Here is a 15,478-nt window from a genome sequence, read left to right as displayed (position 1 = left end):
GTTGACAGAGCGTCACTGACGGTACGTCGGCCAGGGAGAGGGAGACGCGATGGGGATCTTCGGTTCGGTGCTCTACTGGGTGCTGACCGTGTTCCTGCTGATCCTGCTCTTCCGACTCGTCATGGACTGGGTGTTCCAGTTCGCCCGTTCATGGCGTCCCGGGAAGCCCATGGTCGTGGTGCTGGAGGCCACGTACACTGTCACGGATCCGCCACTCAAGCTTCTTCGGCGTTTCATTCCGCCGTTGCGTCTCGGGGGCGTGGCGCTCGACCTGTCCTTCTTCGTACTGATGATCATTGTGTATGTCCTGATCTCGCTCGTGCAGCGCCTGTCGTTCTGAACGATGCGACAGGATGCCGGTCCGACGATCACGTTGAGGTGAAGAGATGCCATTGACCCCCGAGGACGTTCGGAACAAGCAGTTCACGACCGTCCGGCTGCGCGAAGGCTATGACGAGGACGAGGTCGATGCCTTCCTCGACGAGGTCGAAGCCGAGCTGACCCGCCTGCTGCGCGAGAACGAGGACCTGCGCGCCAAGTTGGCCGCCGCCACGCGTGCCGCCGCGCAGAACCAGGCCAACATGCGCAAGGAGCAGCAGGCCCCGCAGGACGGCGGCCGCCCCGGCGCGCCCGTCCCCGCCGCCATATCCGGCCCGCCGGTGCCCGGCCAGCAGGGCCCCGGTCCGCAGCAGCTCGGCGGCCCCCAGCAGGGCATGGGGAACCAGCAGGGCATGGGCAACCAGCAGGGCATGGGGAACCAGCAGGGCATGGGCAACCAGCCGCTCGGCCTGCCCTCCGGTGCCCCGCAGCTGCCCGCCGGCCCGCAGCAGGGCATGGGCGGCCCGATGGGCAACCCGATGCAGCAGCAGCAGATGGGCCAGACCATGGGCGGCCAGCAGCAGTTGGTCCAGCCGATGGGCGGCCAGATGCTGCAGCCGATGGGCAACCCGATGCAGCAGCAGATGGGCCAGGGCATGGGCGGGCAGCAGCTCCAGCCCATGGGCGGCCAACTGCAGCCGATGGGCGGCCCGATGGGCAACCCGATGCAGCAGCAGCAGAACCCCGGCGGCGACAGCGCGGCCCGGGTGCTGGCGCTCGCCCAGCAGACCGCGGACCAGGCCATCTCCGAGGCCCGCTCCGAGGCCAACAAGATCGTCGGCGAGGCCCGCAGCCGCGCCGAGGGCCTGGAGCGGGACGCCCGCGCCAAGGCCGACGCCCTGGAGCGGGACGCCCAGGAGAAGCACCGCGTCGCGATGGGCTCGCTGGAGTCCGCCCGCGCCACCCTGGAGCGCAAGGTCGAGGACCTGCGCGCCTTCGAGCGCGAGTACCGCACGCGGCTGAAGTCCTACCTGGAGACCCAGCTGCGCCAGCTGGAGTCGCAGGCGGACGACTCGCTCGCCCCGCCGCGGATCCCCGCCACCGCGTCGCTGCCGCCGGCCGCGTCGTCGATGGCCCCCGCCGGTGCCAGCGCGATGTCCTCCCCGGCGCCGTCCTTCGGCTCCAGCCCGTCCTTCGGCGGGAACCAGTCCTTCGGCGGCTCCTCCTTCGGCAGCTCCTCCGGTGCCCCGTCCTTCGGCGGCGGCTCCTCGGCGGGCAACAACGGGGCGATGGCGCCGGCGGGCATGACCCAGCCGATGGCGGCCGTGCGGCCGCAGCCCCCGCAGCCGATGCAGCAGGCGCCCGCTCCGATGCGGGGCTTCCTGATCGACGAGGACGGCGACAACTAGCGGTTCCGGAACGCGCAACCGAAAGGGCGCCCTTGGCCATCGCGGCCGGGGGCGCCCTTCGCCGTGTGCGGAGCGGCGCGGCCGGGGGCGCGGGGAGCCCGCGGGCGGCGTGGGGAACGTCGGCAGGACGGCGAGGAGGGCGGTGGTTCGCCGCCTCCTCGCCGTCCTGCCGCTGGTGCCCGGCCGCCCGCGTTCTCCCCGCGCCCCCGGCCCCGTCGCCCGGCGTTCTCCCCGCGCCCCCGGCCGTGGCCTTCGCCGGGGGTGCGGGGGACCGGGAGGTCAGACCTTGCGGAGGGTGAACTCCAGGGCGAGGTCCTCGTCGGTGAAGCGCGGGGCGTCGGGGTCGGTGATGGTCAGGCCGAGGGAGTCGGCCAGGACCTCCTCGGCGATCAGGGACTGGTGCTCGGTGAGACCGGCCAGGGTGTCCTGGTCGGTGGTGGCGAGCTGCAGGTGGATGTGGTCGACGATGTCGAGGCCGGAGACCTTGCGGGCGTCCTGGATCTGCCGGATCGCGTCGCGGGCCACGCCGAGGCGCTTGAGCTCGGGGGTGATCGTCAGGTCGAGGGCGACGGTGGCGCCGGACTCGTTGGCGACGGCCCAGCCCTCGCGCGGGGTCTCGGTGATGATCACCTCCTCGGGGGAGAGGGTGACCGGCTCGCCGTCCAGTTCGACCGTGGTGGCGCCGGTGGCGCGCAGCTCGGCGGAGAGCCGGGCGGCGTCGGCCGCGGCGACCGCCTTGGCGACCTCCTGGACGCCCTTGCCGAAGCGCTTGCCGAGCGCGCGGAAGTTGGCCTTGGCGGAGGTGTCGACCAGCGAGCCCCCGACCTCGGCGAGGGATTCGAGCGCGGCGACGTTGAGCTCCTCGGCGACCTGGACGCGCAGCTCGGCCGGGAGGTCCTCCCAGCCCTGGACGGCGATCAGCGCGCGCAGCAGCGGCTGGCGGGTCTTGACGCCGCTGCCGGCCCGGGTGGCGCGGCCGAGCTCGACCAGGCGGCGGACCAGCACCATCCGGGCGGCCAGCACCGGGTCGATCAGGCTCTCGTCGGCGACCGGCCAGCTGCTCAGGTGGACCGAGGCCGGGGCGTCCGGGACGACCGGGACGACCAGGTCCTGCCAGACCCGCTCGGTGATGAACGGGGTGAGCGGGGCCATCAGCCGGGTGACCGTCTCCAGCGCCTCGTGCAGGGTGGCCAGCGCGGCGGCGTCGCCCTGCCAGAAGCGGCGGCGGCTGCGCCGGACGTACCAGTTGGACAGGTCGTCGATGAAGCCGGACAGCAGCTTGCCGGCCCGCTGGGTGTCGTACGCCTCGTAGGCGGCGTCCACCTCGCCCACCAGGGTGTGCAGTTCGGACAGCGTCCAGCGGTCCAGCGGCTGCCGCTCGGCCGGGGCCGGGTCGGCCGCGGACGGGGCCCAGCCGGCGGCGCGGGCGTACTGGGCTTGGAAGGCGACGGTGCTCCAGAAGGTCAGCAGTGTCTTGCGGACCACCTCCTGGATGGTGCCGTGGCCGACCCGGCGGGCCGACCAGGGGGAGCCGCCGGCGGCCATGAACCAGCGCACCGCGTCGGCGCCGTGCTGGTCCATCAGCGGGATCGGCTGCAGGATGTTGCCCAGGTGCTTGGACATCTTGCGGCCGTCCTCGGCCAGGATGTGGCCCAGGCAGACGACGTTCTCGTAGCTGCTCCGGTCGAACACCAGGGTGCCGACGGCCATCAGGGTGTAGAACCAGCCGCGGGTCTGGTCGATCGCCTCGGAGATGAACTGCGCCGGGTAGCGCTTCTCGAACAACTCCTTGTTGCGGTACGGGTATCCGTACTGCGCGAACGGCATCGAGCCCGAGTCGTACCAGGCGTCGATCACCTCGGGCACCCGGACCGCGGTGGCGGAGCACTGCGGGCAGGGGAAGGTGACCTCGTCGATGTACGGGCGGTGCGGGTCCAGGCCGGACTGGTCGGTGCCGGTCAGCTCGGAGAGCTGGGCGAGCGAGCCGACGCAGGTCAGGTGGTCGTCCTCGCAGCGCCAGATCGGCAGCGGGGTGCCCCAGTAGCGGTTGCGGGACAGCGCCCAGTCGATGTTGTTGTTCAGCCAGTCGCCGAAGCGGCCGTGCTTGACCGTCTCCGGGTACCAGTTGGTGGCCTCGTTCTCGCGGATCATCGCGTCCTTGACGGCGGTGGTCCGGATGTACCAGGACGGCTGCGCGTAGTAGAGCAGCGCGGTGTGGCAGCGCCAGCAGTGCGGGTAGCTGTGCTCGTACGGGAGGTGGCGGAACAGCAGGCCGCGGGCGGCGAGGTCGGCGACCAGGGTCTCGTCGGCCTTCTTGAAGAACACCCCGCCGACCAGCGGCACGTCGGGGGCGAAGGTGCCGTCGGTCTCCACCGGGTTGACCACCGGCAGGCCGTAGCGGCGGCAGGTGGCGAGGTCGTCGGCGCCGAACGCGGGCGACTGGTGGACGATGCCGGTGCCGTCCTCGGTGGTGACGTACTCGGCGTTCAGGACGTAGTGGGCGTCCGGGACGGCGACCAGGTCGAACGGGCGCCGGTAGGCCCAGCGCTCCATCTCGGCGCCGGTGAAGGACTCGCCGGTGGCCTCCCAGCCCTCGCCGAGGGCCTTGGCCAGCAGCGGCTCGGCGACCACCAGGCGCTCGGCGCCGTCGGTGGCGACCACGTAGGTCACCCCGGGGTGGACCGCGGCGGCGGTGTTGGAGACCAGCGTCCACGGGGTGGTGGTCCACACCAGCAGGGCGGCGGTGCCGGCCAGCGGGCCGGAGGTGAGCGGGAAGCGGACGAACACCGACGGGTCGACCACGGTCTCGTAGCCCTGGGCCAGTTCGTGGTCGGACAGGCCGGTGCCGCAGCGCGGGCACCACGGGGCGACCCGGTGGTCCTGGACCAGCAGGCCCTTGTCGAAGATCTGCTGGAGCGACCACCAGACCGACTCGATGTAGGACGGGTCCATGGTGCGGTACGCCTGGTCGAGGTCGACCCAGTAGCCCATCCGCTCGGTCAGCTCGGCGAACGCGTCGGTGTGCCGGGTCACCGACTCGCGGCACTTGGCGTTGAACTCGGCGATGCCGTACTTCTCGATGTCCGGCTTGCCGGAGAAGCCCAGCTCCTTCTCCACCGCGAGCTCGACCGGCAGGCCGTGGCAGTCCCAGCCGGCCTTGCGGGCGACGTGGTAGCCCTTCATGGTGCGGTAGCGCGGGAAGACGTCCTTGAAGACCCGGGCCTCGATGTGGTGCGCGCCCGGCATGCCGTTGGCGGTCGGCGGGCCCTCGTAGAACACCCACTCGGGGCGGCCCTCGGACTGCTCCAGGCTGCGCTGGAAGACCTGCCGCTCCTGCCAGAAGGACAGGATCCGGTGCTCCAGGGCGGGCAGGTCGACCTGCTTGGGGACGTCGTTGTACGTGGGCGACATGGGGGCGTGTACCTCCGGCGGATGCGTGGACTGGCTCCGACGGAGGGACGAGGCGGCGAGCCGCCCCGCGGTACCACCCTCCTTGACCGCGCGCGCTGCGGCCCTCTCTTTGGGTTTGCGGCCGGTTCTACCGGGCCCGTGGCGGGCCTTTCTTCCGGCGGCTCCGGGGTGATCTTCCCGCCGCGCACACCCCCGGGCTCACACCGCCCCCGGGTCGCTCCTGGCTGCGTACGTCGGTACTCGTCCCATCTGCGCCTTGCACGGCCCAGTGTATCGGCCCCCGCAAGCGGCTTTGCGCATCCGTGAGCCGGGGCGCCGGGTGGTTAGGCGGGGACGATCTGGGCACAACCTGTGCAGCGCGGACCCGACGGGGGCTGCGCGGGTGGGATCGGTGAGGCGCTTCGGTATGTCCCGTTGTGGGCTGATTCGATGGGGTTTATCGTTCCGGGACCGGCAAGATCGTCGGGAACCGACGCTTCTGATCATTCGTGAATGAGGTCGAAAGCCATGGCTGAGAAGGCGACAGGAACCGTGACCAAGGGGTCGCGCGAGGCCGTGGCGGGCGACCCAGGGGAGGGGACCGTGACTACTGCGCGGCGAAAGACCGGCACCACCGGACACACCGAGGCGACCAGCCGCACCCACGCGCCGGCGGGCACGGGGGCCCGCGGCGGCGCCGAGTCGGTCGACCCGGCCGAGCTGCCGGTCCGCCCCGGGGAGGACCCGTGGACGGCCGAGGAGGTCGCCGAGCTGCACGACGAGCTGGCCGCCGACATCGTCCGGCTGCGCGCCGAGATCGAGGCCTCCGAGGCCGCCATCGCCGGCCTGATGCGGGACTCCAACGACGGCGCGGGCGACGACCAGGTCGACGCCGGCACCAAGAACATCAACCGGGAGAGCGAGCTCTCGCTCGCCAACAACGCCCGCGACAGCCTCGCCCAGACCGAGCGCGCCCTGGCCCGCCTGGAGGGCACCGGCTTCGGCCTGTGCGAGTCCTGCGGCGAGCCGGTCGGCAAGGCCCGGCTGCAGGCCTTCCCGCGCGCCACGCTCTGCGTCAGCTGCAAGGCCAAGCAGGAACGCCGCTGACCGCCGGTGCCGGTCGACCGGCCCGCGGACCGGACAATCCCGGCCGCGGCGGCCAACGGGGCGGGTGGTGCCGTACCCTCGTCCCCAAGTACGTCGACCGGCATTCCACCCGGCATTCCACACGGCAGCGGAGCGGATCATCAGCACGCCAGGTTCCCACCAGACCCAGGACGACGCCGTCCCCCTCGCCCGGCCCACCGGGGCGGGTGAGCCGGTGACCCCCGCGGAGCCCGAACCGGCCGCGCCGGTCGCCGGTGCGACCGCCGCCGAGGGCATCCGGGTGGTGGTCCGGCGCCGCCGGATCAGCCTGCTGCTGGCCGTCGCGGTGCTGGCCTACCTGATCGACCTCGGCTCCAAGCTGCTGGTGGTCTCCAGGCTGGAGGGCCGCAGCGAGCCGATCAAGGTGATCGGCGACTGGATGACCTTCCAGGTGATCCGCAACGGCGGCGCCGCGTTCGGCATGGGCCAGGCGATGACGGTGCTGTTCACCGCGATCGCCGCCGGCGTCATCGTGGTGATCTGGCGGATCGCCCGCCGCCTGTACAGCCTGCCCTGGGCGATCGCCCTCGGCCTGCTGCTCGGCGGCGCGCTCGGCAACCTCACCGACCGGCTGTTCCGCTCCCCGGCGGTGTTCCGCGGGCACGTGGTCGACTTCATCTCGGTCCAGCACTTCGCGGTCTTCAACCTGGCCGACTCGGCGATCGTCTGCGGCGGCATCCTGGTCGTGCTGCTCTCCTTCCGCGGCTCCAACCCGGACGGCAGCGTGCACGGCGCCCCGCGCGCCGGGGCGGCGAAGCCGGAACCGGCCGCCGAGCCGGACCACGAGGGCTGAGCCCGCGAGAACCGAGCCCGTGTGCCCGTCGGACCCCCGGTCCGGCGGGCACCGCTGTGTCCGGGCCCGTCCGATCGGGCAGAGTGCTCCGGGACGGGACGGCGGCCGGGGAGGGACGCATGGGCTGGGACGGGTTCCTGCTGCTGTGGTGCGCGGGGTGGGGCGCGGTGGCGCTGGTCGGCGCGACCAGGTCGCTGGCCGGGGTGACGAAGGCGCAGCGGACGGTCCGGTCGACCGGGCGGATCAGGGAGGTCGGCGAGCCGCGGCACGGCGCCTCCCGGACCGGCGGCATCCCGCTGGTGGTCGACTACCCGGACCCGGACACCGGGCGGCGGGTCACCGTGACGGACGACGAGGGGCGCGGCGAGAGCGTCACCGCGGCCTGGGCGGGCCGGGAGATCGGGGTCAGCCACCCGCGGGGCCGACCGCGGGAGTTCCGGTTCACCGACGCGCCGGAGCGGCCCGCCCGGGGGCTGGCCGGGCCGGCCGCCGCGCTGTTCGCGGCCTACGCGGGCCTGGTGGCGCTGGCCGCGGTCCGCTGGGCGTGGCCGTGGGCGCTGGTCGGCGGCGCCGGGCCGTGGGCGCTGTCCGGCCTGTGGTACCTGCCGGAGGCGGCCCGGGACCGGCGCGGGAAGCGGGCGCGGCTGGCCGCGATGGACGCGGTGCCGGGCCGGATCGTCGCGGTGTTCCGGGACGTCCGGGTCGACCCGGACGACGGCTCCACCCTCACCACCCGCACCCCGGTGGTGGCCTTCACCACCCGCGACGGCACCGCCGTCACCGCGCACTGCACCGCGCACCTGGCGGACCCGGCCAGGGCGCGCGGGCGCGAGGTGACGGTGCACCACACGCCCGCGGACCCGGCCGAGTTCACCCTGGACCCGGCGGCCGACCGCCGCTCCTGGGGGTGGGACACGGCGGTGCACGTGATCGCCGTCGTGCTGCTGGCGGCGACGGCCGGGGCCGGCGCGGTGCTGTTGCTGCGGTGAGGCGCGGGCGGCTGCCGCCGGTGCGGTGCTGCCGCGCCGGGGGACGCGGGCGGCGCGGGGCCGGTCAGGCGGTGAGCAGGGCGGTGATCTCCGCGGCGAGCTCCGGGCCGAGCCGGCCCCAGCCCTCCTTGTAGCCGTAGACCGCGCCCAGCGTGCGGGCCTCGTAGTCGCCGTTCAGCACCTCGATGTCGTCCGGGGTGATCAGCGAGGGGTGGGCGACGCCGAGCGCCGCGGAGACCTTGGTCAGCTCCCGGCGCAGGGTGCGCAGGTAGGCGGCGGCCCGGGCGGCCTTGGAGACCGGGTCGACGCCGCGGGCCAGCCACGGGTTCTGGGTGGCGACGCCGGTCGGGCACCGGTCGGTATGGCACTTCTGGGCCTGGATGCAGCCGATGGACAGCATCGCCTCGCGGGCCACGTTGACCAGGTCGGCGCCCAGCGCGAAGGCCACCGCCGCGTTCTCCGGCAGGCCGAGCTTGCCGGAGCCGATGAAGGTCAGCCGGTCGGTCAGCCCCAGCTCGGCGAAGGTGCCGTAGACCCGGGAGAAGCCCATCCGGAACGGCAGCGCCACCGAGTCGGCGAAGATCCGCGGCGCCGCGCCGGTGCCGCCCTCGCCGCCGTCGACGGTCACGAAGTCCACGCCGCGGTCGCCGCGCGCCATCATCGAGGCCAGCTCCTGCCAGAAGCCCAGCTCGCCGACCGCGCTCTTGATCCCGACCGGCAGGCCGGTCTCGGCGGCCAGCAGCTCGACGAAGTCCAGCATCGAGTCGGCGTCGCCGAACGCGCTGTGCCGGGACGGCGAGGCGCAGTCCTTCCCGACCGGTATGCCGCGGATCCCGGCGATCTCCGGGGTCACCTTGGCGCCCGGCAGCATGCCGCCCAGGCCCGGCTTGGCGCCCTGGGAGAGCTTGATCTCGATCGCCCGGACCGGGGCGGACGCCACCACCTCCTTGAACCGGCGGAGGTCGAAGCGGCCGTACTCGTCGCGGCACCCGAAGTACGAGGTGCCCAGTTGCAGGACCAGGTCGCCGCCCCGGCGGTGGTAGGGGGACAGGCCGCCCTCCCCGGTGTTGTGCAGCGCGCCGGCCTGCGCGGCCCCCTCGTTCAGGGCGGTGATCGCGGCGCCGGAGAGCGAGCCGAAGCTCATCGCGGAGACGTTCACCACGCTGGTCGGGCGGAACGCCCCGGCGCGCCCGCGCGGGCCGCCCAGCACCTTGGCCGAGGGCAGCGGGGCGTCCGGGTCGTGGGCGTCGGGCAGCGGGCCGGCGAAGGTGCGCTGCTTCAGGTAGGCGTGGCCCTGGACGTGCGCGACGTCCACCTCGGTGCCGAACCCGGAGTAGTTGTTCTCCTCCTTGGCGGAGGCGTAGATCCAGCTGCGCTGGTCGCGGCTGAACGGGCGCTCCTCCTCGTTGGAGGTCACGATGTACTGCCGCAGCTCCGGGCCGATCCGCTCCAGCAGGTAGCGGGCGTGCCCCGCCACCGGGAAGTTGCGCAGCAGCGCGTGGCGCTTCTGCATCAGGTCGCGGGCCGCGAGCGCGGCCACCGCGGCCGCGGCGGCGGTGCCGATGGTGCGGGCCTTCATGGGCGTTCCCCCCTCGGGTCCGGCCCCGTCGCCGTCGACCGGGCCGTCGTGTGGTGGTGCAGGGCGATGCTAGGAGGCGTCCCGGAGCGGCCCGCGGCCAGGGGGTGCGGGGGCCCCGGTGGGGTCGGGGGGAGGTGCGGGTCGGGCATACTCGGGTGGGTGAGCATCGCAGCGCAGACCCGTAGCCTCCCCGTACCCGACGGCCTGGAGGGCGAGCGGCTGGACGCCGCCCTGGCCCGGATGTTCGGGTTCTCCCGCACCAAGGCCGCCGAACTCGCCGCCGAGGGCAAGGTGACGCTGGACGGCGCGGTCGCGGGGAAGTCGGACCGGGTCACCGCCGGGTCCTGGCTGGAGGTCGAGATCCCGGCCCCCGCGGCGCCGGTGCAGATCGTCGCCGAGGCCGTCGAGGGCATGCGGATCATCCACGACGACGACCACGTCGTGGTCATCGACAAGCCGGTCGGCGTCGCCGCGCACCCCAGCCCCGGCTGGACCGGACCGACCGTGATCGGCGGCCTGGCCGCGGCCGGCTACCGGATCTCCACCTCGGGCGCCGCCGAGCGGCAGGGCGTCGTGCACCGCCTCGACGTCGGCACCTCCGGGATCATGGTGGTCGCCAAGTCCGAGCGGGCCTACACCGACCTGAAGCGGCAGTTCCACGACCGGGTCACCGAGAAGAAGTACAACGCGCTGGTCCAGGGCCACCCCGACCCGCTGTCCGGCACCGTGGACGCGCCGATCGGCCGGCACCCCAGCAGCGACTGGAAGTGGGCCGTCACCCGGGACGGCAAGCCCTCCGTCACGCACTACGACCTGATCGAGGCGTACCGGGCCGCGTCCCTGCTGGACATCAAGCTGGAGACCGGCCGCACCCACCAGATCCGGGTGCACATGTCGGCGCTGCGCCACCCCTGCGTCGGCGACCTCACCTACGGGGCCGACCCGACGCTGGCCAAGCGGCTGGGCCTGACCCGGCAGTGGCTGCACGCCGTCTCGCTCGGCTTCGAGCACCCCGAGGACGGGCGCTGGGTCGAGTTCAGCTCCACCTACCCCGAGGACCTCCAGCACGCGCTGGACGTCATTGCGGCGGAGAGCTGAGATGGACGTCTCGATCCGGGTGGTCGACGGGGAGCCGGACCTGGCGCTGGCGCGCAGCGTCCGGCACGAGGTGTTCGTGGTCGAGCAGCAGGTGCCCGCGGAGCTGGAGTACGACGAGTACGACGCGACCTCCGCGCACCTGCTGGCCGTCGGTCCGGGCGGGGCGGCGCTCGGCACCGCCCGGCTGATCTCCGGCGCGCAGGCGCTGGGGCTCACCGGCGGGGTCGAGGGCCGGGTGCTGCTGGGGCGGCTGGCCGTGGTCGGGTCCGCCCGGGGCACCGGGCTGGGTGCGCGACTGGTGCGCGCCGTCGAGGAGTTGGGCCGCGAGCGCGGGGCGCGCGAGGTGGAGCTGCACGCGCAGGTGCAGGCGCTCGGGTTCTACGAGCGGCTGGGTTACGTGGCGGAGGGGCCGGTGTACGACGACGCCGGGATTCCGCACCGGACGATGACGCGGGTGCTGTAGCGGCCCCGCCGGTCGCCGCCCCGGGGCCGGTCCTCCTCGGGCCTGTCTTCGAACCCCCGTCTGCCCCGCAGCGCCTGGCACCCACTCTCGCCGCACCGGGCAGAGAGCCGAGTACATCCAGTACGAGGCCCTCCGCCCGGCACGCCGAGAGCACGCACCAGACGCCGCAGGGCTACGACGGGGGTTCGAAGACAGGCCCTGGTGCCGCGGCAGGCCACCTTCGCCCGGTCGCGGCACTAGGCCCGGTCCCACTCGGTCCGGACCCGGGGCAGCGACTCGGGGTGGTGGTCGCGCAGGTACGCCAGCAGGTGTTCGCGGGCGGCCAGGCGCAGGGCGGCGGTGGTGTCCGGGTCGCGGGCGGTCATGGCGGCGCGGACGACGATGGTGGACGGGGTGGTGTCGGTGACGGTGAGCGACCACTCCCGGCCGTCCCAGAGCCCGCTGCCGGCGAGGTAGCGCTCCAGTTCGGCGCGCAGCTCGTCGACGGGGGTGCGGTGGTCGAGGTGCAGCAGCGCCCAGCCGAGCAGGCCGGGGTCGCGGCGGGTCCAGTTCTCGTACGGCCGGGCGACGAAGTAGGAGACCGGGACGACCAGGCGGCGGTAGTCCCACAGGCGCAGCACCAGGTAGGAGAGGGTGATCTCCTCGACGGTGCCCTGCTGGCCGTCCACGACGACGGTGTCGCCGATCCGGACGGTGTCGCTGAAGGCGATCTGCAGGCCGGCGAAGAAGTTGCCCAGGGCGGACTGGGCGGCGATGCCCGCGATGATGCCGATGACGCCGGCCGAGGCGAGCAGGCTGGTGCCGACGGTGCGCATGGTGTCGAAGGTGAGCAGGAGCGCGCCGACGGTGACCGTCCAGACCGCGGCGGAGCCGACCCGGCGGACCAGGCCGAGCTGGGTGCGCACCCGCCGGACCCGGGAGGCGTCCTCGGTGACCGTCTCGTAGCGGCTGAGGAACGCCTCCAGGACGGCGGCGAGCACCCGGACGGACAGCCAGCCGAGCGAGGCGATCAGCACCAGCAGGACGCCGTGCCGGACCGCGGCGTCGTCGCTGTGCAGGACGCGGTGGACCGGCCGGGCGGTGAGCAGCAGGGCGGCGAGCAGCACCAGTTGGAGCGGGACGCGGCAGCGGCGCAGCAGGCCCCAGACCGGCGCGTCGGGGCGGCGGGCGGCCAGGCGCTGGAGGACCTGGTCGACCAGCCAGCCGGCGAACAGGGTGGCGAGGACGGCGGTGAGCAGGCTGGCGAGCGGCCAGAGCACGGGGCACCTCGGGTGGCGTCCGGTACGGGGGAGTCCGGTACGGGGAGTCCGGTAGCGGGGGATTCGCACCTTATCGTGGGGTGCGGCGGGGTTCCGGCAGCCGTGCCGGGGCGGGTCGAGACGTGCCGGGCCGGGTCGGGTCGGGCCGCGTCGGCGGGCTGATGGTTTCCTTACCTGCCGCCCGGTTAGGATCACCTGCCATGGGCTTCGGTGGGGCGTGGCGAAGGTGGCTGACCCGGCGCAGGGCGGTGCTGGCCGGTGGAGTGGCGGCCGCGCTGCTGGTCGGCGGCGGGGCGGTCGCGGTGGCCGGGCAGCCGCAGCGGGTGCACCGGGAGGACCGGTTCCTGGAGCTGCCGGAGGTCGCGGGCAGCGCCGAGAGCGTCCGGATCGACACCTCCTTCTTCACCGCGGGCGGCTCCGGGCGGCGGCCGGCGGTGCTGCTGGCGCACGGCTTCGGCGGCTCGAAGGACGAACTGCGTGGGCGCGCCGAGGAGTTGGCCCGGCACGGGTACGCGGTGCTGACCTGGTCGGCGCGCGGGTTCGGGAAGTCGACCGGGCAGATCGGGCTGAACCAGCCGGAGCGCGAGGTCGCCGACGTCTCCCGGCTGGTGGACTGGCTGGCCCAGCGTCCCGAGGTGCAGCTCGACGGGCCGGGCGACCCGAAGGTCGGCGTGACCGGTGCCTCGTACGGCGGGGCGGTGTCGCTGCTGGCCGCCGGGTACGACCGCCGGATCGACGCGATCGCCCCGCAGATCACCTGGTTCGACCTGGCCGACGCGCTCTTCCCGCAGGCCGCGCAGGGGAGTTCGGCCGCCGACGGGGTGTTCAAGAAGCTCTGGGCCGGGATCTTCTTCACCACCGGCTCGTCGTCCGGGCTGGGTTCCGGGCTGGGTTCCGGCCTCGGCTCCGGCTCCGGTTCGGACCAGGGTTCCGGTTCCGGCTCCGGCCCGGGCTCCGGTTCCGGCTCCGGCGCTGAGGCGGGGACGGCCGCTCCGGGGTCAGGCCCGGTGGGCTGCGGGCGGTTCCGGCCCGAGCTGTGCGCGATGTACAACCGGGTCGCTGCCGCCGGGCGGCCGGACGCGGACGCGGTGGCGCTGCTGGAGCACTCCAGCCCCGCCGCGGTGGCGGACCGGATCAAGGTCCCCACGCTGGTGGTCCAGGGCCAGCAGGACTCGCTCTTCCCGCTCGACCAGGGCGACCGGATCGCCAGGGCGGTGGCCGCGAACGGCGCGCCCGTCGCGGTGGACTGGTTCGGCGCGGGCCACGACGGCGGCCAGGAGACCAGCACCCGCGCGGACGCCCGGGTCACCGCCTGGTTCGACCACTACCTCAAGGGCGACGGCGCGGACACCGGCCCCGCCTTCCGGGTCACCCGCACCGGCGGCGTCGACTCGACCGGCTTCCAGGCGGTGCTGCGCGGCGCCGACGCCGACGCCTACCCCGGCCTGGACGGCACCGCCCGGCGCGGCGTCGAACTGACCGGCCCGGAGCAGCGGATCGCCAACCCGCCCGGCGGCGCGCCGCCGAACATCTCCACCCTGCCGGGCATCGGCGCGCTGGCCCAGCTGTCCTCGGTCGGCGCGGGCCTGTCGATCGACTTCCCCGGCCAGTTCGCCTCCTTCGACTCGGCCCCGCTGACCGGCGCCCTGCACCTGACCGGCGCCCCGTCGGTGTCGGTGCGGGTGCGCGCCGACACCCCCGAGGCGGTGCTGTTCGCCAAGCTGTACGACGTCGCCCCCGACGGCAAGCAGAGCCTGCCGCAGCAGCTCGTCGCCCCGCTGCGGGTGACCGGCGCGGACGCCGACGGCGGGCGGACGGTCCAGGTCGCGCTGCCCGCCGTCGACCACGAGTTCCCGGCCGGGCACCGGCTGCGGCTGGTGCTGGCCGCCACCGACCTGGCGTACGCCTCGCCCGCCCAGGCCGCCACGTACACCGTCGCCGCGGCCGGGCCGCTGAGCGTGCCGACCGTGCCCGGGCTGCGCACCGAGTCGGCGCCGCTGCCCGCCCGCACCTGGGTGCTGCCGCTGGTCGCGCTGGCGATCGGCGCGCTGCTGGTCTTCGCCCGGCGGCGCCGGGACACCACCCCCGCGCCCGAACCGGAACTCGCCGACGTGCCGCTGCAGATCACCGGCCTGACGAAGAAGTACAAGGGCGCCACCGACCGGTACGCGGTGCGGGACCTCTCCTTCCGGGTGGAGGCCGGGCAGGTGCTCGGCCTGCTCGGCCCCAACGGCGCGGGCAAGACCACCACGCTGCGGATGCTGATGGGCCTGATCCGCCCCGACGCGGGCGAGATCCGGGTCTTCGGCCACGCGATCCGGCCGGGCGCGCCGGTGCTCTCCCGGGTCGGCGCGTTCGTCGAGGGCGCGGGCTTCCTGCCGCACCTCTCCGGCCGGGCCAACCTGGAGTCGTACTGGGCGGCCACCGGACGCCCCGTCGAGGACGCGCACTTCGCCGAGGCGCTGGAGATCGCCGGCCTCGGCGAGGCACTGGAACGCGCCGTGCGCACCTACTCGCAGGGCATGCGCCAGCGCCTGGCGATCGCCCAGGCCATGCTCGGCCTGCCCGACCTGCTGATCCTGGACGAACCCACCAACGGGCTCGACCCGCCGCAGATCCGCGAGATGCGCGAGGTGATGGTCCGGTACGCCGCCGCCGGACGCACCGTCATCGTCTCCAGCCACCTGCTCGCCGAGGTCGAGCAGTCCTGCACCCACCTGGTGGTGATGGAGCGCGGACGGCTGGTGGTCGCCGGACCGACCACCGAGATCACCGGCGCGGGCGAACAGCTGCTGGTCTCCGTCGAGGACGGCTTCGACGGGACCGCCGCGGTCGCCGAGAAGCTGGCCGAGCTGGTCGGCGTCGGCGCCGCGGAGGCGGTGGACGGCGGGCTGCTGGTCCGGCTGGACGGCCTGCCCGCGAGCCGGCTGACCGCCGAACTGGTGCGGCTGGGCGTGCCGGTGACCGGCATCGGGCCGCAGCGACGACTGGAGGACGCCTTCCTGTCCCTGATCCGAGGAGCGGCATGAGCGGG

11 protein-coding genes are annotated in these 15,478 nt (G+C 74.0%); 8 read left to right on the top strand and 3 right to left on the bottom strand.

All coding sequences use genetic code 11. The features are described from left to right. Positions 1-49: 49 nt before the first annotated feature. Together ACIP60_RS26255 and ACIP60_RS26250 are read left to right on the top strand one after the other, a co-directional pair. On the top strand, positions 50-340 hold the full coding sequence (locus ACIP60_RS26255) for a YggT family protein (RefSeq protein ID WP_030463138.1): 291 nt from the start codon (positions 50-52) through the stop codon (positions 338-340). 46 nt (positions 341-386) lie between these two features. Further along, on the top strand, positions 387-1,727 hold the full coding sequence (locus ACIP60_RS26250; protein WP_400688394.1) for a DivIVA domain-containing protein: 1,341 nt from the start codon (positions 387-389) through the stop codon (positions 1,725-1,727). A gap of 279 nt (positions 1,728-2,006) precedes the next feature. On the opposite strand, the gene ileS is transcribed toward ACIP60_RS26250, so the two are convergent. Next, positions 2,007-5,138, bottom strand: coding sequence for an isoleucine--tRNA ligase (ileS, locus tag ACIP60_RS26245; protein WP_400688392.1), 3,132 nt, complete (start codon positions 5,136-5,138; stop codon positions 2,007-2,009). Positions 5,139-5,720: 582 nt separating this feature from the next. On the opposite strand from ileS, the gene ACIP60_RS26240 reads away from it, so the two are divergent. The 3 genes from ACIP60_RS26240 to ACIP60_RS26230 all read left to right on the top strand — a co-directional run bounded on the left by ACIP60_RS26240 (position 5,721) and on the right by ACIP60_RS26230 (position 8,045). After that, on the top strand, positions 5,721-6,224 hold the full coding sequence (locus ACIP60_RS26240) for a TraR/DksA family transcriptional regulator (protein WP_400688390.1): 504 nt from the start codon (positions 5,721-5,723) through the stop codon (positions 6,222-6,224). A 67-nt stretch (positions 6,225-6,291) separates the two neighbouring features. Continuing rightward, positions 6,292-7,056, top strand: a complete 765-nt coding sequence (lspA, locus tag ACIP60_RS26235; protein ID WP_400688388.1) for a signal peptidase II — start codon at positions 6,292-6,294, stop codon at positions 7,054-7,056. A 119-nt stretch (positions 7,057-7,175) separates the two neighbouring features. Next, positions 7,176-8,045, top strand: coding sequence for a DUF3592 domain-containing protein (locus tag ACIP60_RS26230; protein ID WP_400688386.1), 870 nt, complete (start codon positions 7,176-7,178; stop codon positions 8,043-8,045). Between the two features lie 64 nt (positions 8,046-8,109). Here the strand turns inward: ACIP60_RS26230 and ACIP60_RS26225 are convergent, their stop codons facing one another. Next, positions 8,110-9,624 (bottom strand): FMN-binding glutamate synthase family protein, encoded by a 1,515-nt coding sequence (locus ACIP60_RS26225; protein ID WP_400688384.1) that lies wholly within the window; start codon positions 9,622-9,624, stop codon positions 8,110-8,112. Positions 9,625-9,783: 159 nt separating this feature from the next. Here ACIP60_RS26225 and ACIP60_RS26220 point away from each other — a divergent pair, with 159 nt between their 5' ends. Continuing rightward, the gene (locus ACIP60_RS26220) at positions 9,784-10,722 is read left to right on the top strand and encodes an RluA family pseudouridine synthase (RefSeq protein ID WP_400688382.1); all 939 of its coding nucleotides are present in this window, start codon (positions 9,784-9,786) and stop codon (positions 10,720-10,722) included. A 1-nt stretch (position 10,723) separates the two neighbouring features. Then, positions 10,724-11,185 (top strand): GNAT family N-acetyltransferase, encoded by a 462-nt coding sequence (locus tag ACIP60_RS26215; RefSeq protein ID WP_400688380.1) that lies wholly within the window; start codon positions 10,724-10,726, stop codon positions 11,183-11,185. Between the two features lie 236 nt (positions 11,186-11,421). Here ACIP60_RS26215 and ACIP60_RS26210 read toward each other — a convergent pair whose 3' ends face one another. After that, the gene (locus tag ACIP60_RS26210) at positions 11,422-12,444 is read right to left on the bottom strand and encodes a mechanosensitive ion channel family protein (protein ID WP_400688378.1); all 1,023 of its coding nucleotides are present in this window, start codon (positions 12,442-12,444) and stop codon (positions 11,422-11,424) included. A 200-nt stretch (positions 12,445-12,644) separates the two neighbouring features. Here ACIP60_RS26210 and ACIP60_RS26205 point away from each other — a divergent pair, with 200 nt between their 5' ends. Next, on the top strand, positions 12,645-15,473 hold the full coding sequence (locus ACIP60_RS26205) for an alpha/beta fold hydrolase (RefSeq protein ID WP_400688375.1): 2,829 nt from the start codon (positions 12,645-12,647) through the stop codon (positions 15,471-15,473). The last annotated feature ends 5 nt before the right edge of the window (positions 15,474-15,478 follow it).

Origin of the sequence: Kitasatospora sp. NPDC088783, assembly GCF_044750705.1 — a bacterium.
GTDB classification, from domain to species: Bacteria; Actinomycetota; Actinomycetes; order Streptomycetales; family Streptomycetaceae; genus Kitasatospora; species Kitasatospora fiedleri.
This window is presented reverse-complemented; position numbering and strand designations above follow the sequence as displayed.